The sequence below is a fragment of the Cyclobacterium jeungdonense genome, assembly GCF_010994275.1.
In the GTDB taxonomy this organism is placed as follows: Bacteria; Bacteroidota; Bacteroidia; order Cytophagales; family Cyclobacteriaceae; genus Cyclobacterium; species Cyclobacterium jeungdonense.
Genome location: NZ_WMCD01000009.1, coordinates 126832 through 148565 on the forward strand (window position 1 = coordinate 126832; position 21734 = coordinate 148565).

Sequence of the window (21734 nt, forward strand, 5' to 3'; positions counted from 1 at the left end):
CTTTATACGGCATTATGAGAGGAATTTTATATGTTTTGCTGCTTTGTTTGTGCGTGACTGGAAGTCTACGGGCTCAGGAAAACCTATCTGAGCGGTCAACACTTTATTTTCTTTTGGGAAGTTCCGGCTCAAACATTCGGGATTTTAATGGGATGTTATCCGAAAAGGGGATATCTCCCCTAAGGGGAGGCTATAAAACGTTCGGTTTGGGGTATCAATACCGCCTGACGGATTTTATTTTGGGTTTTGAACTGTTTCAGAATAACGGGACCAATTCGTATTTTCGGGATTATACCCTAGACCACCGCACCACTCGTTTTTACTTAAATATAGGCTACTCACTTACTGAGGAGGGCAGATTTCACTTGATCCACTACATGTCTCTGGGAGCAGGGTATCTTAATTTTCAAATGCTCAAAGATGATCGGAAAGTGGCGGATTTAGGGAGTTTTCTGGAACAACCAAGCCAGGGATTTCTTATCCGCAGACACGACATTCAAAGAGGAAGCTCCAATTTAGGTGGGTTTTTGACTGAAATAGGCTTCCAGTTCGGATACGATTTACCACTACCGCTACTGGAAGAAAACATGGGGATTTTGGGAAAATTCGGTTATTCCTTTAGCCCTTTTGAAGGAGCCTGGGAAATGAATGGCATTACCTTCGATAACCTTCAAAGTGGCGCCTTTTTCCGTTTGGGGGCAGCCCTTTCCATGCCGGATCAAAACCTGTTTTTCCCCGATGCAGGAATTGGGGTTCATTTTTTTTACGGGAAAACCTTCCGAAATCCAGAACGGTTAAATACCTACCTGCAGGAAAATGGATGGAATCCCCTTGGCAAGACACCTTCTAATCTCGGGATGAAAATTCTGGGAGAAAACAGAAGATGGATTTACGGAGTGGATGTTTTTAACATCGCTAATAGCGGACAAGCAAGTGAAGATTACCATCAGACACTAAACAGTGTCCGGGTATATGGAAATTATGGTTATCAGTTATACAAACGTCGCAACCTGGAAATGGGTGTAATCGGAGGAATAGGCTATGGTAATATTCGCTATACACTTGAAAGTAAGAATAAACCCGACTTCCCTCTTTTGTTTGAAGAGCCTGATTTTGACGGCTACCTGCGAAACAATGGCATCATGAGTAAATCGGAAGTTTTGATTTCTTATTCCATGCCCCTTTCAAAAAACACCTTTCGATTCGTTTATTCCTTGCATGCAGGATACGAAGTTCCGTTGAGCCGGTATCGATTTGGTGAGGTTTCCATGGCAAACTACCTTTCGGGCCCCTACTTTCAGTTGGGCCTGGGTCTTCGCCCCTAAGTAGGCCGGGGCAAAATTTCTTGAGTCTGCATTTTACCTTTCCAAGGCAAAGTTTTTTGTAAAAAGGGGTTTTTTTTCCTGAATTCCTGTTACTTTTGACATTGCTTATCGAGAAAGACGGAGGGAAGGGCCCTATGATGTCTTAGCAACCTGATGTGACAAGGTGCTAATTCCTATTCTGGAAATGCCGGATAAAGATGAGCCGAAAAAGTTAGATAATCCTTTCTAGTTTTACGCCGGTTCATGCTCGTATAAGTTTTTTATAAATTACGACAACATGCCAAACAGAACCGAATTATTACTTCAGCAGTTACACAAAAAAATCTTGATTTTGGACGGCGCCATGGGTACCATGATTCAGCGGTATGCCCTACAGGAGGACGATTTTAGAAATGAGGCCTTGTATGGTGTAAAAAAATCACTGAGAGGTAACAACGACTTGCTTTCCCTCACCCGGCCTGAAATAATCAAGGAAATCCATAAGGCTTATTTTGATGCCGGAGCGGATATCGTAGAAACCAATACTTTCAGCAGTACTTCCATTGCCCAGGAAGATTATGGACTGTCCGACTTGGCGTACAAGCTCAACTATGAATCAGCAAAACTGGCAAGGGAAGTGGCAGATGCCTGTACAGCAAAGAATCCGAAAAAACCCCGATTTGTCGCTGGAGCCATCGGCCCTACCAACCGGACAGCGTCCCTTTCACCTGATGTCAACGATCCCGGATTCCGAGCCATTAACTTTGATCAGTTGGTGGAGGCATACAGTGAGCAAGTAGAAGGACTGCTCGATGGAGAGGTAGATATACTGCTAATAGAAACAGTGTTCGATACTCTTAATGCCAAAGCGGCTCTGTATGCGGTACAAGAGGTATTTGAGAAACGCGGGATGCCCCTGGATCCACATGAGGGAGGAATTCCCATCATGGTTTCGGGAACTATCACCGATGCCTCTGGCAGGACGCTTTCGGGTCAGACTACAGAGGCCTTTCTGATTTCACTTTCCCATGTGCCATTACTAAGTATCGGTCTTAATTGTGCGCTGGGAGCCAAAGAACTTCGTCCGTATCTAAAGGTCATGGCAGAAAATGCACCTTTTTATGTCAGCGTCTATCCTAATGCCGGTTTACCTAATGAATTTGGTAAATACGATCAAGGCCCTGGAGAAATGAATGATCAGCTTGAAGCGTTTCTTGAGGAGGGTTGGGTAAACATTGTTGGGGGCTGTTGCGGTACCACTCCTGAACATATCGCAGCCATTTCTAACACGGCATCTAAATTTTCACCGCGACATTTGAAGGAATCTATTCCAGAAAAATAATTTCATGAGCGAAACAAATAACAAACCCACTTTGAAACTTTCAGGACTGGAACCGCTGGTTTTTGGCCCTTCGATTAATTTTGTAAATATCGGTGAAAGAACCAATGTAACCGGGTCCAAAAAATTTGCCCGGCTAATCTTGAATGGCAATTACGATGAAGCGCTAGAAGTAGCCCTGGACCAAGTTCGGGGAGGTGCCCAGATCCTCGATGTATGCATGGATGAAGCCATGCTCGATGGCGAAGCCGCCATGGTAAAATTTCTGAATTTGATTGCATCTGAACCCGAGATATGCCGGATTCCGGTGATGGTAGACAGTTCCAAATGGAAAATTATTCTTGCAGGACTTAAATGCATCCAGGGCAAAGGAATCGTCAATTCCATAAGTTTAAAAAATGGCGAAGAGGAGTTTATCCAACAGGCCAAAACCATCAAAAAATTCGGGGCCGCTGTTGTAGTCATGGCCTTTGATGAAAAAGGGCAGGCGGATAGTTACGAACGAAGGATACATATCTGCCAGAGGAGTTACGACATCCTTACCCGGGAGGTAAAGTTTAATCCGCAGGATATAATTTTTGATCCCAATATTTTCCCCGTGGCTACTGGGATGGATGAGCATAGAACCAATGCGATTGACTTTTTCAGGGCTACCCGGTGGATCAAGGATCACCTTCCCGGAGCAAAAGTCAGTGGTGGGGTAAGTAATGTTTCCTTTTCTTTTCGAGGAAATAACCCGGTAAGGGAAGCCATGCATGCCGTGTTTTTATACCATGCCATCAAAAACGGCATGGATATGGGAATCGTAAATCCGGCCATGCTGGAGATTTACGACGACATTCCCAAAGACCTGTTGCAGCATGTGGAAGACGTGATTTGGAACCGCCGGGACGATGCCACAGAGCGTCTGCTGGATTTTGCAGAAACAGTAAGATCGCAGGGCAAAAAAAGTAAAACGGATGAAGCCTGGAGAAGTCAACCCGTAGGAAAGCGCATACAGCATGCCTTGGTTAAAGGTATTCTGGATTATATTGTGGAGGACACCGAAGAAGCCAGACTTTCTCTGAACGATCCCCTGAAAGTAATCGAAGGGCCTTTGATGGATGGGATGAATGTGGTTGGAGACCTTTTTGGAGAAGGGAAGATGTTTTTACCTCAGGTGGTAAAAAGTGCAAGGGTCATGAAAAAGGCAGTAGCCTATCTGGAGCCATTCATGCCGCTTCCTGAAGAAAATGAAGACGGAGACGCGAAATCTGACAACATTAACCGGATTCTGCTGGCTACGGTGAAAGGAGACGTTCACGATATTGGCAAGAATATCGTCGGAGTGGTACTGGCCTGTAACAGCTACAAAATCATCGATCTGGGCGTCATGGTGGAAACTGAAAAGATTATCGATGAAGCATTGGCCCAAAATGTGGATATCATTGGTTTGAGCGGATTGATCACCCCATCCCTGGACGAAATGGCAAATGTTGCGGCAGAGATGGAGAGAAGAGGTCTTAAAATCCCCTTGCTGATAGGGGGGGCAACCACTTCCCGTATCCATACGGCCGTAAAAATTGACCCGTTATACAGTGGCACGGTAGTGCACGTAGCGGATGCTTCCAAATCCGTGCCGGTAGCAGGGGAGTCTATCAGCAAAGAGACCAGGGAAAAATACCGGCTCGAAATGAAGACATTGTATAGCAAGTTGCGCGACGACCACGAGGCAAAGCAGCAGGTAAAGCAATTGGTGACCTACAAGGAAGCCAAAACCAATCCGGTTGAGTTGGATTGGTCAACTTATAAGCCATTCATTCCAAAAAAACTAGGAGTGCAAGTACTGGATAATCTCGACCTGGGTATGATTCGGAAATACATCGACTGGACTCCCTTTTTCAGTACCTGGATGCTGGCAGGTAAATTTCCAAAAATTTTAAAGGATCCGATAGTTGGAAAAGAGGCACTGAAGCTGTACAATGATGCCAACAACATGCTGGATCGAATTGTGAATGAAGGCTGGTTGAAAGCAAAAGCCGTTTTGGGTCTTTTTCCGGTGCACCGATCGGGAGATGACCTGCTGGTGGATCCGGAATTTACTTCCAGCAAGCAGTTTGTGTTCCATTTTCTAAGACAACAGGGTAGGAAGGGTAAGGGGGTTCCCAACCGTAGCCTGGCGGATTATATCCATCCGAAGAGCAAAGATTACTTTGGGGGGTTTGCCGTAACTGCCGGCCTGGGAATCGAGGGAAAATTAAAGACTTTTCAAGAAGACGGTGATGACTACAACGATATCATGTTAAAGGCCATGGCTGATAGGTTGGCCGAAGCAGCAGCAGAATACCTGCACGAAAGAGTAAGAAAAGAGTATTGGGGCTACGATCCGGAGGAGTCCCTGGATAATGAGGGGCTGATAAGGGAAACCTACACCGGAATCCGACCTGCTCCGGGGTATCCTGCCTGTCCGGAACATTCGGAGAAGCGTACCTTATTTGATTTGCTGGATGTGGAAAAAAACATTGGAATGACCCTAACGGATAGTTTTGCCATGTACCCAACCTCATCGGTCAGTGGCTATTATTTTGGGCATCCGGATAGCAGATATTTCGGGCTGGGAAAAATCGGAGAAGACCAGGTGGAAGATTATGCTCGCCGCAAGGGGGTATCCAAAACCCAGGCTGAAAGGTGGCTTTCGCCAAACCTATCCTATTCCCCTCAATTATCTCACGAAGGTTAAATCCTGTGCACATCAAGAAAACGAAATGAAAGTAACAGAGTACATAAAAAAGGCAGAGAAAACATTATTTTCCTTCGAAATTCTGCCGCCTTTGAAGGGGCAAAGCCTTAGCAACCTTCTGGAGGGTATCGCCCCGCTAATGGAGTTCAAACCTCCTTTTATTGATGTTACCTATCACCGAGAAGAATATATCTACAAAAAACATGCTAATGGATTGCTTGAGAAAGTCGCTACGCGCAAACGTCCGGGTACGGTAGGAATATGCGCGGCGATTATGAATCGATTTAAGGTTGACGCTGTTCCTCACCTATTATGCGGAGGGTTCTCAAAGGAGGAAACCGAAAATGCATTGATTGACCTTTATTTTATCGGAGTGGAAAATGTCCTGGCATTGAGGGGAGATGCTCCCAAAACAGAAGCGAGTTTTGTGCCCCATAAGGATGGACACCGTTACGCTTCCGATTTAGTTGGACAAATTGTGGGCATGAACCATGGCCGTTACCTAAACGACGAAACAGAAGTTGGATTCCGAACCGATTTTTGTGTGGGAGTGGCCGGATATCCCGAAAAACACTTTGAAGCACCCAGCCTGAATTTTGATTTGAAAAAACTTCAGGCAAAAGTGGATGCAGGAGCCAGCTACATTGTTACGCAGATGTTTTTTGATAATAAAAAGTTCTTTGCCTTTGTCGAAAAAGTAAGGGAAATGGGGATAGACATTCCCATCATTCCGGGATTGAAACCCATTACTACCCTATCACAAATCGTCAATCTGCCCAAAATATTTTACCTGGACCTGCCGGATGACCTGTTGGCAGGACTGGAAAAATGCAAGAATAATGCGGATGTAAAGGAGTTGGGAATAGAATGGGCAATTCAACAAAGCAAGGAGTTGGTGGCATACGGAGTACCTACCCTCCACTATTACACCATGAGCCGTGCCGATGCGACCTATCGGGTAGCCAAAGAAGTTTTTTAGTCGTTTCCCCCCACACACATATTGCCTTTTCTAACTATTAAGTAATCAATCAAATCCAGTGGACTACCGGGCAGCGAAAAACCAATTCAAAAAATCAGATATGCTTTCCTTTAAGGATCCGAAGGGTGCACACTTCCAATGGGGAAAGTTTGGATCCCGGCAGCCTGCGGGCAAGGGAGTATTTTTGATCCATGAGACCTACCAATTGCAAGCCATGGTAGGGCCTTTTTCCGAGGTAGCCTTGGACCTGGTGGAATTTTCTCCGGACACGGTGATTTTTCATAGTCCTCCGAAAGGCTTTTTGGGGAGTGAGATGATTTCCGAAGGATTGATTACATTTGCATTGATCAAATCACCTTATTGGCACCGGCTCCTGTTTGAATTGCGGGAAGTCGTGTACATGGAATGGATCCCGGAAATAGAAACCGCTGACAGGATCTGCTCCGAACAGGTATTCCCACTTTCGGAAAATGGGGCCAAATCCATTGAACTCCATGCTGACGGAAAGGTGAAAATACGAAACGCATGAATCTAGAAAAATCGTTAGATACAATACCCATTTTTCGACAAGTAGGAGCGGTAGCAGACCAAATGGAAATGGAAACCTACCTGGTGGGCGGCTATGTCCGGGATTTATTATTAAACCGGCCTAGTAAGGACATCGATTTTGTGTGTATTGGGGATGGTATTCGGCTTGCCAGAGCAGTATCTGAGTCGCTGGAAGAAAAAGCTCCGGTCAGTGTTTTTAAAAATTTCGGTACTGCCATGATAAAAGTGGGGGATTGGGAAGTGGAATTTGTCGGAGCCAGAAAGGAATCTTACCAAAGCCATTCCAGAAAACCACAGGTGGAGTCAGGAAGTCTTCAGGAAGACCAGGAACGCAGGGATTTTACGATCAATACCTTGGGTATTGCTGTCAATCAGGGAAATTTTGGGGAATTGGTGGATCCTTTTGACGGTGTAAAAGACCTGAAACGAAAAATCATTCGTACACCTTCCGACCCGGACATAACCTTTTCTGACGACCCACTTCGAATGATGCGGGCCATTCGGTTTGCCTCCCAGCTTAAGTTTGACATTGCCCCGGATACCTTCGACGGAATCATTTCGAACGCCAGCCGGCTTTCCATTATCTCCGGTGAGCGGATCATTGATGAGCTGAACAAGATCATTATGACAGATAAGCCCTCGTATGGGTTTAAGTTGCTTTTTGTAAGCGGATTGCTTGCGGAATTTTTTCCGGAGATGGTCGCTTTACAGGGAGTGGATTCGGTAGGGGATAAATCGCACAAGGACAATTTTTACCATACCTTGCAGGTGCTGGACAATGTGGCAGCCCGGACAGACTCCCTTTGGTTGCGCTGGGCGGCTATTATGCATGATATTGCCAAACCGGCCACCAAGCGGTTCAACCAAAAAGTAGGCTGGACTTTTCATGGACACGAGGACAAAGGAGCCCGCATGACGCCTGGGATTTTTCGAAGATTGAAACTTCCCATGGACGAAAGAATGAAATATGTCCAGAAGTTGGTGAAATTACACCTTCGGCCGATCGCGCTGGTAAACGACAAAGTAACGGATGCAGCACTTCGCAGGCTGCTGTTTGAAGCTGGAGACGATATTGAAGATCTGATGCAACTTTGCCGGGCAGATGTAACCTCAAAAAATGATCATAAAGTCAAACGTTTTTTGGCTAATTTCGATAAAGTAGACAAGAAATTACAAGAGGTAGAAGCCAAAGACCAATTAAGAAATTTTCAACCTCCTGTATCCGGAGATGAAATCATGGCTATATTTGATCTCAAACCTTCCCGGGTGGTGGGAGATCTCAAAGAGGAAATCAAGGAAGCCATTTTGGAGGGACAAATTCAAAACAATAAATCAGAAGCTTTGGAGTTAATGTACCGATTAGCTGCAAAAAAAGGAATTGAGAAAAAAACAAACTATTGACGATGAACATGAAATATGCTGTATTGATTATGTTGCTGTGCTTCAGTGCACTTGGGGTACTGAAGGCGCAGGAAAATGCCAGTCCCGATTCCACCATTTCAGCTGTTCCAAACAGCAATAGGGCCCAAAATGAGGTAGATAACCGCATTTACTCCCTGGCCATGAGGTATAATGACGTATCCGTGGCTAAAATTAAGTTATACGAGCTAATGGAACGAAACCCGCGAAACCTTTCCTATGCCGAGACACTGGCTTCTTTGTATTTTGAGATGGAACAGTATGGTTCTGCTGCCCTGGTGTCGTTGGATATTCTGGAAAGAAATGATAAAAGTCTTACAGGCCTTGAAGTAGCCGCCTTTTCGCTGGAGCAGCTTGGCGCATTGGAACGCGCATTGCCTCATTTTGAGTCCTTACATTTACTTTCGGGGGATCTTTTCAGCTTGTACAAAACCGGATACTTACAGTATACGCTAAAGAAGTATGAAGAAGCGCTGAATTCGGTTAACATGCTGATAAAGGATAATAAATCAACCGAGCAAAAGCTGAACTTCCCAACTGGAGAAAATAACATGCAGGAAGTCAGCATGGCGGCAGCAGCTCAAAATCTTAAAGGATTGATTTACAAAGACCAGGGAAGTACTGAGGAAGCAAGAGCCGCTTTTGAAGAAGCCCTTGTCCTCAGCCCTGAATTTCAGTTGGCGAAAGAAAATCTGGGAGAATTGCAATAGCCATTATTCTTTTTTACGCAGAGGCCTACCCTTTCGATAAAGGGCAGGCCTCTGTTTTTTTAGGGCACTCCTTTTGGTTTTTATTCTCCTCTTCGTTTTCATTAAAAAGCACTTTCATATCCTTGTTTTTCAAGTGATGAAATAGCAGGCCAGCCGCAATCATCCACATCCCCGGACCTATTTTTTCTTAATGCCGGATGAGATTCGTATGTGGATCTTTAAAAAAAATGATCAAATGCAGGATAAAATAGACCCCTGCGCAGATCAGAAAAACATATTTCATTACGTTCAATAGATTTTTCATGGTTTCTTGTTATTCTGATTAATTGATGAGGCAAAGGTATCCGTATTTTATACCCCTTGAATTGACCTATGTTAAGTAAATACTTATCTTGAGGAGGAAATTAGAGGTAAAAAATTTTCTCGCAGGTATGTCCTTACCACAACCGTCTCTTTCCGCTGAGGAATACAAGCAGCACCTTCAAACTGCCAGGGAGTTATTACATGCCTATTTACCGATGAGCGATGAGCAATGGGAGGTATTTAACCAAGGATTTAAACATCAAAAATACAAAAAGGACAATTTCATTTTAAATGAAGGCGATACCGAAAAGTACCTCTCGATCGTGCTTATTGGCAGCACCCGGCACTATTTGATGGTCAAAGGGGAAGAAAGGTCTTTTGATTTTTCTTTTCAGCATGAGTTTAGCTGTTCCTATTCCAGTTTTATTCAGCAAGAACCTTCGCAGTTTTGCGTCCAAGCAATGGAGGAAAGTGTTTTAGCATCTTTACCCTATCGGTTTTTACGGCAATCGTACAAGCAATATCCCGAGAGCAATTATTTTGGAAGGACGGCAGTAGAGCAATATTACTTGTGGAGAGAAAAAAGGGAGATTTCGCTGATGGTAGATTCTGCCCGGGAGCAGTATATTAAACTGCTTGAAAAATACCCAATCTATCTGGAACAAGTCCCTTTGAAATATTTGGCATCTTACCTAATTATGCAACCGGAATCCCTTAGCAGGATTAGGAAAAAACTCTTGGAAGCGTCCTGAAAGCTCAATCAATTCACAATAAGCATGCATACCCAACCTAAAGATTTTAAAGACTGGTACTCCAATCAGGGAGAGGCCTTGCTAAGCGTATTAAAGCATCGGTTTGATGAGCACATGTTTCGGCACCAAGGCCATTCCTGGCCCACGATTCAAAAAAGGTTGGAAGATCAGCCGGAAAAGCTTTGGTCCCTCCAACAAATGGAAGATACGGGAGGCGAACCAGATATGGTAGGCCTGGATTCAGAAACCGGTGAAATCCTCTTTTTTGATTGTTCACCCGAAAGCCCCAAAGGGCGCCGAAGTGTTTGTTACGATCGGGAAGGGCTAGAGTCCAGGAAATCCTATCCCCCGGAAAACAGTGCGCAGGATATGGCCCAGGCCATGGGCGTTTCCCTACTGACAGAAGCCCAATACCGGTACCTCCAGCAGTTTGGGCCGCTGGATGCCAAAACATCCAGTTGGTTGGATACACAGCAATCCGTCCGAAAACTTGGCGGCGCGTTATTTGGAGACTACCGCTACGGCAGGGTGTTTATTTATCACAACGGGGCGCAGTCTTACTATTCCGCACGGGGCTTCCGGGCTGCTCTTTTGGTTTGAATCAGGACAGGGTTTGATCCGGTCAAAGAGCTTCACCCTGTGTTTTGGTATTGCGCCCTTACAGGACTTTGGAAACGAAAGTTAAATTTCGGGTAGGACTAGCAATGAATGAAAATTAAAGTTGTAACTTTTTTCAGAAGGGATCACTTTTTCATTCCTCCAAGGAAATGGTGTAACCTCCCAGCAATGGGTGTAGCCCATCGGAAAAGAGGTCTACCAGAGCTTAACATCACCTTAGATCCATCGGGGGCCGGGTAAAGATTTTATTTTGTACTTTTAATATAATTCGGTCAGAAAAGGAAGGGTAGGTCTCCGGAAGGACCTCTCGGCTCCAAGCTGAATCCGGTTATCCAGTATGGTGTTTTAATTAAAATATTCAATCTAAAAAAGGATTCACCCATGGAATATGAGGAAAGAATAGCAAGCTCCTTTTATGATTCATTTTACAAAAAAAAATGGAACGGAAGCAGCAGTTTAGTAAGACAACTTTCCATCGATCAGGCCTATCATGTGCAAGATTTAGTTACAAAAAAAAGAATAGCATCAGGAGAAAAGGCATTAGGGTTCAAAGTGGGCTGTACCAGTGCAGCGATAAGGAAACAGTTTGGTTTAACCGAACCCATTCATGGGAAGTTGTTTTGCCCTCATATCACTGAAAATCAGGCAATATTCGACTTCAGTAATTACATGAATTGTGCCATAGAACCGGAGATGGTTTTAAAAATAGGTAAAGACCTCCAGGGTATAAATCTAACAAACATAGAACTCATCGAAGCAATAGCATATGTGAGTCCAGGAATAGAAATTCATGAATTTAACTTTTGGATTATGCCACCTACTATACAAGAGCTAATTTGTTCTGGCGGAATCCATACGGGGCTGATTATCGGGAGTCAAAAGACAGCTCCTCACGATTTAAGCTTTAACGAAGAGGAGTTTAGGGTTTATAAAAACAAAGAATTAGTAGTGTCTGACCCTGCACGAGAAATTATGGGTGGACCTCTAAATTCACTGAAATGGTTGGTTAATTCGTTAACTGAAAGAGGAATGCATTTAGAAAAAGGAAGTTTCGTTATTCCGGGCTCACCGGTTGAATTGATCAACATAGAACAAAATTCAGAGGTAACCATAGAAATCGATAAGGTGGGAAGTCTATCCACCTATTTTAAGAAAAATTAAAAATAGACACTACAGATTTCATCAGGGTAATGCGGGATCAATGGCAAAAATGGGGCTTCCGTTTTCGTACGTATTTTACGGCAGGGCGGTAGGGAATGGATTCTAATAACACACCACGCCTGTATTAAGCATCTCATGGTAAAAGAATGACATGAAATCGAGCATGTCGCAAGCGACACACGGAGGGATGATTATAAAGCATGGGAGATTCTCCCGATTAAAGATCGGGACAGGCTATCCCGACCTTTGGTGCGGGACAGGTTATGACAAATAAAAGAAAATTATAAACAGATGAAACGTATCATCTATATTTCAGGAATTCTAGGTGGATTATTATTGATAATTGGTCTAATTGGAATGATTGTCCCTTTTCCATTTAACGGTTTATGGCTACTGGCAGGAGTAATACTGTTAGTACTGATATGTATTCCTCTAATGATGGTAGACAGGTACCGGTATAATAAGAAAATAGACCATATTATAAAAAAATGTAAAGGTCAACCCTCAAAAATTGAACGCCTATCGACTGAAAAATCAAAGGTCAAACGATGGAGTATGAACAATTCCCCCTTTAGAGAAAGGAAATCCGGTCTTACCTGGGGCGGCGGTAATGTAAAAGGTGCGAACGCAACCAGAGGAAACAGAAGAAAATTTTTAATATAAACAGACTGGCCTCAATGACCAAAAATTAGTCTTTTGATTCAGGTATTACGCAGAAAAATCACGATGTATCACACACCCCATTTACGGATATATGGCGGCATGGCTGGCAAAGAAAAGTGCGCCAAGCCGGCCTAATTTATTCAAAATGATCCAAACGACACGATTACCACGTGTAAGCGGCATTCGAACGACCGCTTAAAACGGACGAGGTTTACGCCAACCCGGCCAGATCTCCGCCTTTTCAAAAAAAATCAATAACTTACGACACTTATTTACTACTTTCCACCGTACGCCTGCCGGTGCAGCGAAACCGAACGATGACCCATCCAAAATCCATTGCTGTGTTGCCTTTTGTCAACATGAGCCCCGGAAAAGAGAACGACTATCTTTGCGACGGTATTACGGAAGAAATCATCCATGCACTGGCTAAAATCGAACAGCTGAAAGTGACCTCGAGGACTTCTAGTTTCTTCTTTAAAGGACAAAACCGGCCGCTGGCAGAAATAGGCCGGGAATTGGATGTGGCCAACCTACTCGAAGGAAGTCTACGGGTGAGCGGAGACCGCTTGCGCATCACCGCTCAGTTGATACAGGTGTCGGACGATTCCCATTTCTGGTCCGAAAGCTGGGACAGAAAGATGGAAGACATTTTTGCCATACAAGATGAAATCAGCCTTCGTATCGCCGACAAATTGCGAGAATACCTGGGCCACCTGGAGATTGCCGATCAGCTGGTGCAGGCACCTACCGGCAAGGTGGAGGCCTACCGACATTACTTGCAGGGGAAATCATTTTTTAACAAGTGGAATCCCGAAGACGTACATCAGGCCATTGGCCATTTTGAAAAGGCGCTTCAGTCCGATCCGGACCTGATTGATGCGCACACCGGACTGGCCGACGCGTACAGTTTTTTGGCAGTAGCCGGCTTTGCTCCACGTGATCTGGCCTGGAACAAAGCGATCGAATCCATGCAGCGAGCCAAAGCCCTTGACCCCGATCACGCACCACTTAACTACCTGCTAGCCAATCAGGCTTTTTTTACCGAAGCCAATTTTGGCGAAGCCATGCGGTTTGGCCAGCAAGCCCTTGCCAGTAAACCTGCCTATGCCGAAGGCCATCAATTTCTGGCGTTTCTTTTTATGCTTAGGGACGATATGAAAAAGGCAGGGGAACATTTGGGTTACGCCCGATCCATTGATCCGCTAAATCCGGAAACGAAATTTTATCAGGCGTACTTTCTGTACCGCTCTCAATCTTTCGATCAGGCGGAGGTTTTGCTCCTGGAATTATTGGAAGCCAATGCCAAAAACCTGCCGGCCCGGATTACCTTGATCTATGCGCTGCTTAAAAAGGAAGCATTTGATCGGGCAGAAAGGCTGATTTTCGGCAGTCCCCAGGAGGGCGTCATGCCGGATGAAAAGTTGGGCCTGGCCTGTCTGCTTCGGGTCATGCAGGGCAAGGTCGAGGAGTATCGGGGGTTGTTGGCCGAGTTGGAAGCAAATGCTTCCGGGGATACATCTTTTCAGGCGCATGCCTACTTGTTTTTGGTTTATGGAGTGCTGAACGAAGCCAAAAAGGCCTTTTCCGTCCTGGAAAAACTGTTTCAGAATCGATCTTCCATACTCTTTCTGGCCTTTGGTGATCCACTTGCAGCTCCGCTTCGGCACAACCCCGAATTTTCGGGCTACCAGGAGCGGGTTTTTGCCCTACCGAACCCTCCGGTCAGGCCCGTTAAGCGGAACAGTGCCGAGCTAAGCGAAGCCGACGCAACCGACTACCTTCAGGTATTGGAGCGCTTTATGGAAACAGAGAGCCCCTTTCTTGATCCTTCCCTTTCCCTTCGGTCCCTTGCCAACCAACTGGAAATGCACCCCAACCAGCTGTCCTGGCTACTGAATGAAAAGCTGGGCAAAAACTTCAACGCATACATCAACGGCTTCCGCGTGGCGCATTTTAAAAAATTGCTAACAGACTCCGGAAATGCAAGTATTTCGTTGATTGGACTGGCTTACGAGAGTGGTTTCAATTCCAAAACCGTTTTCAATACCGTATTCAAGAAAGAGACCGGTCTGACCCCCAAAGAATTTCAGAAAAACAGGCATTAATCCGGTTAATTGGTTCCGGATTATAATTCCGCACCCCTTTTTTCTTTTCCCGAACCCTTGTCAAGCTTCCCTGGCGCAACTTTGTTCCGAATCAACAAGGTAATGTCATGAACAACGAAAAAATGGAAGCCATCCGGGCGACGGGATACGGCCCCGCATCAGTTCTGAAGTTGCACCAGGTTAGCAAGCCCAAGCCTGCCCCGGATGAAGTTTTGGTGAAAGTGATCACCTCCTCGGCTACTACAGCCGACGCCATGATGCGAAGCGGGAAGCCCTGGTTGGCACGTCTTTTTCTGGGGATTCGCAAGCCAAAAAATCCCATACCAGGAACCGGATTTGCAGGATACGTAGCGGAAATCGGAAGCAAGGTGCGGCACTTCCAGGTTGGGGACCGGGTCTTTGGTGAGACCACACTTGGATTTGGTGCCAATGCTGAATACCTGACCCTAAAGGCCAGCGGCATCTTACTGCCCCTACCGGAAACGCTGGGATTTTCCGAGGCAGCCACCTTCTGCGACGGGCACCTGACGGCCTATAATTACCTGAAGCGTCTCGGTCAGGTAAAGCCGGGAGATCAGGTATTGATCAATGGAGCCTCCGGAAGTCTCGGTACGGCTGCCGTTCAGATTGCCATGCACCTGGGTGCCGAGGTGACCGCCGTATGCAGCGGCAAAAATGCAGGCTTGGTGAAATCCCTCGGAGCCAGCCATGTGGTGGACTACACCAAAGAGGATTTTACCCAGAGTGAAAGCAGGTACGACCTTATCTTTGATACCCTGGGCAAAAGGTCTTTCGCTGCCTGCAAGCGAGTATTGACAAAACACGGCAGGTACTACTCTCCAGTATTGAAAATTTCCCTACTGGTGCAGATGCTGTATACCCGCTATTTTTCTTCCCGGAAAGCGGTATTCGAAGCAACGGGTATGCTTTCCGACGAACAACTCCGTAGCCTTTTGGCTCAGGTGCTGGAGCTCCAGCAGGCCGGCAAGCTCCGGACCGTGCTGGACCGGCAGTATCCGCTGGCCAGACTTTCCGAAGCACACCAATACATCGACTCCGGCCACAAAAAAGGAAACCTGGTAATTATTAACTCGGATGACTTTACATCCTTTCAATCCATATCAATTCTTAAACAACAAACAACATGAAAAACGTACGAAATGCAGTTATTGCCCTGACTTTAGTTGTCGGGCTGGGATCTTGTGGGGTCAATCAGGCCTGGATTTTAAACCAAAATCAAAACAGCACCGAAGTACACCTGGGAAGCAAAAATTTTGAGGTACTGGGACAGGTAAAAGGATCGGCATCGGTCGACTACGTACTGATTTTCGGCGGGACGAACAGAAAAAGTCTCTATAACGAAGCCTACGCGGCCATGATCCGGGAGGCCGATTTAACTTCCGGTAGCCGCACCCTTACCAATATCCTTACCGAAGAACATGTGGGTGGAGTCCCTCCTTTTTATTACAAGCGGACCTTGACAGTCAGCGGAACGGTGGTGGAATTCACCCGATAAATTGTTTTTGAACGTATTTGGTGATGAATCGACTACTTGAAATCGCGAAAAAGAGAGCGCACATGAGGCAAACTGGCCTCATGTACTTGCTGCTAATCGTATTGGCTGGCTTCAGCCAGGGGTACATCCGGAGCAGTCTGGTCATTCCGGAAGATGCGCTGGCCACCTCCAAAAATATTGTGGCCGAGGAAGCGCTGTTTCGCCTGGGATTAGTACTTGATTTGATTGCGTTTCTGCTGGATGCGATCATTTCGATTTGGCTGTACCGGCTGTTTCGTTCCTATGGGGAGACACTTGCGCTAACGGCAGCGGTGCTGCGGCTTTTGGCCCACCCGGCTATCGGCAGCCTGAACCTGCTCAATCATTACCTGGCCTTACAAGCAGCTCTGGTGCCGGATTTCCTGGCTGGATTTGATGCGAATCAACTGCAATCCATGAGCCTGCTTTTTATGGAGGCGCACCGGATAGGATACCTGATCGCCGGCGTGTTTTTTGGGTTGCACTGCCTGCTATTGGGGCTGTTGCTGCATCGGTCACCGTTGCCCGGTTTGCTGGGTACCTTGATGATACTGGCTGGACTCGGTTACGAAATGGAATCGTTTGGCGATTTTCTGTTTCCGGGAAACGAAGAATGGCTGGCTCTGGTCGTGGGGATTACGGCGGTTCTGGGGGAAGTCACCCTTACCGGGTATCTTTTGAAGAACGGGTTTTTTACCAGTAAGTTAAAAGCGGAGGATGTCAGGTAAACGAAAAATGGCCCTTTTTTCCGGGTTCTCCCTCATTGCCATGGCCCTGGCAGCTGGTTACGCCTATGGCTATGTGTACGGGGGACTGATCGACATGAACAGCCCGCAGGATACGTATCGGAACCTGCGGGCTTCAGGTACGCTATTCCGCAATGGAATGGTGGCATGGGGAGCGATTGTGCTGTTGGATCTGTTGGTAGCAGGCAGTTTGTACGGATTCCTGAAAGAAGTCCATCCCCGTCTTTCGGCACTCACCGCCCTGATCCGGGCACTATATGCATTCATATTGCTGGCGGCAGTGGCCCATTTGGTGGAGGCGCTTGCCCTCGTGGAAGCCGCTGCAGGTGCCATTGAAGTCTTGCTGGCGCTGCAGCGTTTTGAATTGATTTGGTCCCAGGGATTGATACTCTTTGGATTTCACCTGTTCGGTATGGGCTTGTTGTCTGTCAAAGCAAGGTTCGTACCCTCCTTTTTTGGCTGGTTGCTGCTCGTTGCCGGTTGTTGTTACACGGGCATACACCTGGCCAAAATAGCACTTCCCGGCTATGCGCAACAGATTGCATTTATCGAAATGATCGCAAGCGTTCCGATGGCCCTTGCCGAGATTGGTCTGGCCTTTTGGCTAGTTTTCAGGGGTGGGAAGCGGCATTCTTTCCAACCTGTTAAAAGCGCGTGATGAAAATTATGAATCAAATGAGCGTGTTTTTATTCGAAATGGTTAATTTAACGATGTCAAGCCCGGAGGAAGCGATCGAATGGTCGGTATTCATCCAACTCGCCTTCTGAAACATAGAATTATACAGACGCAGGGGCAAATGAAAAAATTACAGAAATTAATGACTGATATCATGAGACCCTTTACCAATGCGGAAATTAGGTATTTCGATGAAGCAGAAGTCAGTAATGAAGAGGCGTTGATTTCTAATCCTGAAGTTTAAACGATGGCCCATTCTCATGAAGTTACAGGGAGCACTAAAAACCTAAAAATCGCTTTTTTTATCAATGTGGGTTTTACCTGCCTGGAAATTGTTGGTGGCTTTATCACCAATAGTATTGCGATTATTTCGGATGCCTTACACGATTTAGGGGATAGCCTTTCGTTAGGGCTGGCATGGTATCTCGAAAAAAAGGCATCCAGAGAAGGTCCAACCAATAAATTCAGCTTTGGATATGCGCGGTTTCGTTTATTAGGCGCATTGGTAAATGCACTTGTGCTGATAGGAGGCTCGGTTTATATCGTCATGGAAGCGGTCGGAAGGTTTCAGAATCCCGAACCGGTAAAATCACTTTGGATGATGGGAATAGCGGTGATCGGCGTGGCTGCCAATGGCTATGCAGCCTGGCGAACCCGGGGAGCAAAATCGTTGAATGAAAAGGTCATAAGCTGGCATTTGCTTGAGGATGTTTTAGGTTGGTTGGCCGTGCTTATCGTCTCCATTATCCTGCAATTTAAGGATTGGTATTTTCTTGATCCGGCGCTTTCTATTGGTATTACACTAGTGATTTTAAATGGGGTTGGAAGAAGGTTATGGGACACGCTCTACCTGCTGCTACAAGGAGTTCCTGAAAATATTGATTTGGAAGAAATCAGATCAAAACTTAGGGAAGTAAAGCATGTGCAGTCTGTTCATCACACCCATATTTGGTCTTTGGATGGCGAGCATCATGTACTTACCACCCATCTGGTGTTGGAGAATATTTCCGAATACGGCAAAGTAGATCAGGTACGACAGCATGCCCTGGAGGCCTTGAAGGAATATGATTTCCACCACCATACCATACAAGTGGAATTGGACCAAAAAACCTGTAAACTGAATAATGATACTACCTGATCCCTTTTCGGCATGATTACACCTTAACGAATAATGAATAGGGCATAAAGTAGGTCGGGAGGGGTCAATTTCCGGTGATTTCCCTTCAAATATGTTATGGAGAAACTGCTCCACAGGACTTTGGCCTCCAAGGTACTGCTGAGAAACTGATTACATTTTGAAGACGCGTCATTCAGACGCACACCATTCCTTTTTTTTAGCAGGCAGCGCTTTTCCCGACTAAACTCGTGACCGGCTCTGTTACCTACCATGATACAGGAAGCTGCATGGTTAGCCTATTTTGTTTTTTGTATTTAGAGCAATAGGATTGTCCGGCAAATCCCGCATTGGGCAATCGGTATTTTTGGTGTATATTGAAGGCAGCGGAAAAAGTCGGGCCGTTACATCGGAAGCTTCTTGTAGTAGTGATTGGCTACGGTTGGCGCAAGGCAATTATCCTTGTCCATTCCGGGCAAATGGTGGGGCTTTGCTGATGGGGTTTTTCGCGATTCCGGGTTCGCCCGTTTTTCCGCTTACATTCACCGAACCAACCAGAAAATTCATGAGAGCCGTTGCACTTGCCTTTCTATTGCCCTTCCTTGGGGCCTGCGAATCCCGAGATACCGAAGGGATCCCCCTTCCCGGTCTGCAGGAACCCGTAGAGATTGTCCGCGACCAATGGGGTGTCAACCACATCTATGCCAACAACCAGCACGATTTGTTTTTTGCGCAGGGCTATGCCGCCGCCAAGGACCGCCTTTTCCAATTTGAGATCTGGAGGCGGCAGGCCACCGGCACGGTAGCCGAGATCCTGGGAGCGGCCGAATTGCAGCGGGACATCGGCACCCGGTTGTTTCGGTTTCGGGGAGACCTGCAAGAGGAAATGAATCACTACCATCCCGAAGGAGAAGCCATCATCACTGCCTATACGGAGGGCGTCAATGCCTACATCGAAGAAATCCGGTCTACGCCCGACCGGCTTCCCCTGCCGTTCCAAATGCTTGGTATCCTTCCGGAAAAATGGACACCCGAGGTGGTGATTTCCCGGCACCAGGGGCTTTTGGGCAATATCAACGAGGAACTGGACCTGGGGCGAGCCGTGGCGCGCCTGGGGGAGGCGCAGGTCAAAGACCTGAAGTGGTTTCATCCCAAAGACCCCGATCTTGCCCTGGACCCGCAGATCGAGCCCGAATTACTGTTTGACGATATTCTCGCCCTGTACAAGGCCTTCCGAAAGCCCATTTCCTTCAGACCTGAAGATATCCTGCCCGAATATCGCGATCCGGAGATGGGCAACGCAGAGGAAACTGCGGGCCTTGCGGAGGAAGCGCCTTTTTCTCTGGGCAGCAACAACTGGGTGGTGGACGGTTCGCGTACCGCCAGCGGGCATCCCTACATGGCCAACGATCCGCACCGGACCATCGCCGTTCCCTCGCTGCGCTACATGGTGCACCTGAATGCCCCCGGATGGGATGTGATCGGGGGCGGGGAACCCGAGATCCCGGGCATCTCCATCGGACACAATGGCTATGGAGCCTGGGGGCTGACCGTGTTCCGAACGGATGGGGAAGACCTGTACGTGTATGAGCTGAATCCCGATAATCCGAACCAATACCGGTACGATGGCGCCTGGGAGGACATGGAGATCCTTACCGAGACCATCCGGGTGAAGAACGGGGAGGACGAGGAAGTGGCGCTCCGCTACACCCGTCATGGACCGGTGACTTATGTGGATTCCGTACACCACAAGGCCTATGCGGTACGCTGTGCCTGGCTGGAATTCGGAGGTGCTCCCTACCTGGCCTCCCTTCGCATGGACCAGGCGAAAAGCTGGGAGGAATTTCGGGAAGCCTGCGCCTACAGCCATATTCCGGGCGAAAACATGGTCTGGGCAGATAAGGACGGCACCATAGGCTGGCAGGCCGTGGGGATTGCGCCCATTCGCCGGAATTTCAGTGGCCTGGTGCCTGTGCCGGGAGACGGGCGCTACGAGTGGGAGGGCTACCTACCCATTCCGCAAAAGCCCCATACCGTCAATCCCCCGGAAGGGTACTTTGCTTCCGCCAATCAGAATGTGACGCCTGCCGACTATACCCACTGGGAGGCAATAGGCTTTTCCTGGGCGGATCCCTTTCGAGGGGATCGGGTGGAGGAAGTGCTGGAAGCGAGCAGTGGCCTAACGATGGAAGACATGAAAGCCTTGCAGGTGGACTATTACAGCATCCCTGCCCGGCTGCTGGTGCCCTATCTGCTGACTCTTCCCCTTTCCGGCAAGGCGGCAGCCGACCGGGACCGGCTGCGGGGCTGGGACCATAGGCTGGATCCGAACTCCATTCCGGCCGCCATCTACGTGGCCTTTGAAGATGCGCTGCTACGCATCGCCAGTGAGCGCTTTGTACCGGAAGCCGGAAGAGAAGCCATCGGCCGGATCCAACTGAAGAAAATCCTGGACTGGATCGCTGCCCCGGACAGGCGGTTCGGTTCCGATCCAGAGGCAGGCCGGGACCGCCTGCTGGCCGATGCCTTCACACAGGGATTGGCCGACCTGGAAGAAAACCTGGGAGCGAACCGGGAAAACTGGCAGTACGGGCAGGAGCGGTTCAAGCACGCGTACCTGGTGCACAGCCTGGGAACGCTGGGTACCGAGGAAGTGAATGCCCAACTGAACCTCGGTCCGCTGCCGCGGGGCGGCAATGCCTACACCCCCGGCTCCACGGGGGGCAACAAGCGGCAAAGTTCGGGTGCTTCCTTTCGGATCGTAGTGAACACGGGAGACTGGGACGAAACCCAGGCAACCAATGCCCCCGGTCATTCCGGCGATCCCGACAGTCCCTTTTACGGCAATTTATTCGAATCCTGGGCCAGTGACGCGTACTTTCCCCTGTACTATTCCCGGGAAAAAATCGATTCCGTGGCAGTGGAAAGAACGGTTCTGGGGCCGGAATAGGTTGGGTGCATGGATTAAGAATGGTACTTATTGATGCTTTTTGCTGATTTTCAATAATTTACTTTACATAATCTGAAAGGTCTACTGGTTTTT

The 21734-nt window shown here is 47.3% G+C and carries 19 protein-coding genes and 1 riboswitch; all 19 genes read left to right on the forward strand.

Annotated elements, in window-relative coordinates; genetic code table 11:
• Positions 1–14: 14 nt before the first annotated feature.
• The 19 genes from GKS34_RS17280 to GKS34_RS17370 all read left to right on the forward strand — a co-directional run bounded on the left by GKS34_RS17280 (position 15) and on the right by GKS34_RS17370 (position 21641).
• Complete coding sequence (locus tag GKS34_RS17280; RefSeq protein ID WP_163386230.1) at positions 15–1325, forward strand: hypothetical protein; 1311 nt, start codon at positions 15–17, stop codon at positions 1323–1325.
• Positions 1326–1427: 102 nt separating this feature from the next.
• Positions 1428–1529, forward strand: a riboswitch (SAM riboswitch).
• Between the two features lie 73 nt (positions 1530–1602).
• Entirely contained in the window at positions 1603–2646 is a 1044-nt protein-coding gene (locus GKS34_RS17285; RefSeq protein WP_163386231.1) for a homocysteine S-methyltransferase family protein, read from the forward strand.
• Positions 2647–2650: 4 nt separating this feature from the next.
• Positions 2651–5362 (forward strand): methionine synthase, encoded by a 2712-nt coding sequence (gene metH, locus GKS34_RS17290; protein ID WP_163386232.1) that lies wholly within the window; start codon positions 2651–2653, stop codon positions 5360–5362.
• 25 nt (positions 5363–5387) lie between these two features.
• Positions 5388–6341: a methylenetetrahydrofolate reductase [NAD(P)H] gene (gene metF / locus GKS34_RS17295; RefSeq protein WP_163386233.1), complete on the forward strand. Its 954-nt coding sequence runs from the start codon at positions 5388–5390 to the stop codon at positions 6339–6341.
• Positions 6342–6441: 100 nt separating this feature from the next.
• The gene (locus GKS34_RS17300; protein ID WP_163386234.1) at positions 6442–6870 is read left to right on the forward strand and encodes a hypothetical protein; all 429 of its coding nucleotides are present in this window, start codon (positions 6442–6444) and stop codon (positions 6868–6870) included.
• On the forward strand, positions 6867–8291 hold the full coding sequence (locus GKS34_RS17305) for a CCA tRNA nucleotidyltransferase (protein WP_163386235.1): 1425 nt from the start codon (positions 6867–6869) through the stop codon (positions 8289–8291). The genes GKS34_RS17300 and GKS34_RS17305 overlap by 4 nt, the downstream gene beginning before the upstream one ends.
• A 2-nt stretch (positions 8292–8293) precedes the next feature.
• On the forward strand, positions 8294–9019 hold the full coding sequence (locus tag GKS34_RS17310; RefSeq protein ID WP_163386236.1) for a tetratricopeptide repeat protein: 726 nt from the start codon (positions 8294–8296) through the stop codon (positions 9017–9019).
• A gap of 431 nt (positions 9020–9450) precedes the next feature.
• Entirely contained in the window at positions 9451–10074 is a 624-nt protein-coding gene (locus GKS34_RS17315) for a Crp/Fnr family transcriptional regulator (RefSeq protein ID WP_163386237.1), read from the forward strand.
• A 24-nt stretch (positions 10075–10098) separates the two neighbouring features.
• Positions 10099–10674: a DUF4256 domain-containing protein gene (locus tag GKS34_RS17320; protein ID WP_163386238.1), complete on the forward strand. Its 576-nt coding sequence runs from the start codon at positions 10099–10101 to the stop codon at positions 10672–10674.
• 399 nt (positions 10675–11073) lie between these two features.
• Positions 11074–11853 (forward strand): 2-keto-4-pentenoate hydratase, encoded by a 780-nt coding sequence (locus GKS34_RS17325; protein ID WP_163386239.1) that lies wholly within the window; start codon positions 11074–11076, stop codon positions 11851–11853.
• Between the two features lie 291 nt (positions 11854–12144).
• Complete coding sequence (locus GKS34_RS17330) at positions 12145–12516, forward strand: hypothetical protein (RefSeq protein ID WP_163386240.1); 372 nt, start codon at positions 12145–12147, stop codon at positions 12514–12516.
• Between the two features lie 317 nt (positions 12517–12833).
• The gene (locus tag GKS34_RS17335; RefSeq protein WP_163386241.1) at positions 12834–14621 is read left to right on the forward strand and encodes a helix-turn-helix domain-containing protein; all 1788 of its coding nucleotides are present in this window, start codon (positions 12834–12836) and stop codon (positions 14619–14621) included.
• Positions 14622–14728: 107 nt separating this feature from the next.
• Entirely contained in the window at positions 14729–15769 is a 1041-nt protein-coding gene (locus GKS34_RS17340) for an NAD(P)-dependent alcohol dehydrogenase (protein WP_240459344.1), read from the forward strand.
• Positions 15766–16137: a DUF6567 family protein gene (locus GKS34_RS17345; protein ID WP_163386242.1), complete on the forward strand. Its 372-nt coding sequence runs from the start codon at positions 15766–15768 to the stop codon at positions 16135–16137. The genes GKS34_RS17340 and GKS34_RS17345 overlap by 4 nt, the downstream gene beginning before the upstream one ends.
• Positions 16138–16160: 23 nt before the next feature.
• Positions 16161–16883, forward strand: coding sequence for a DUF4386 domain-containing protein (locus GKS34_RS17350; protein ID WP_163386243.1), 723 nt, complete (start codon positions 16161–16163; stop codon positions 16881–16883).
• The gene (locus GKS34_RS17355) at positions 16873–17559 is read left to right on the forward strand and encodes a DUF4386 domain-containing protein (RefSeq protein WP_163386244.1); all 687 of its coding nucleotides are present in this window, start codon (positions 16873–16875) and stop codon (positions 17557–17559) included. The genes GKS34_RS17350 and GKS34_RS17355 overlap by 11 nt, the downstream gene beginning before the upstream one ends.
• A 139-nt stretch (positions 17560–17698) precedes the next feature.
• Positions 17699–17821 (forward strand): SpoIIAA family protein, encoded by a 123-nt coding sequence (locus GKS34_RS23490; protein WP_163386245.1) that lies wholly within the window; start codon positions 17699–17701, stop codon positions 17819–17821.
• 3 nt (positions 17822–17824) lie between these two features.
• On the forward strand, positions 17825–18715 hold the full coding sequence (locus GKS34_RS17365; protein ID WP_163386246.1) for a cation diffusion facilitator family transporter: 891 nt from the start codon (positions 17825–17827) through the stop codon (positions 18713–18715).
• A 307-nt stretch (positions 18716–19022) separates the two neighbouring features.
• Positions 19023–21641: a penicillin acylase family protein gene (locus tag GKS34_RS17370; RefSeq protein ID WP_240459345.1), complete on the forward strand. Its 2619-nt coding sequence runs from the start codon at positions 19023–19025 to the stop codon at positions 21639–21641.
• The last annotated feature ends 93 nt before the right edge of the window (positions 21642–21734 follow it).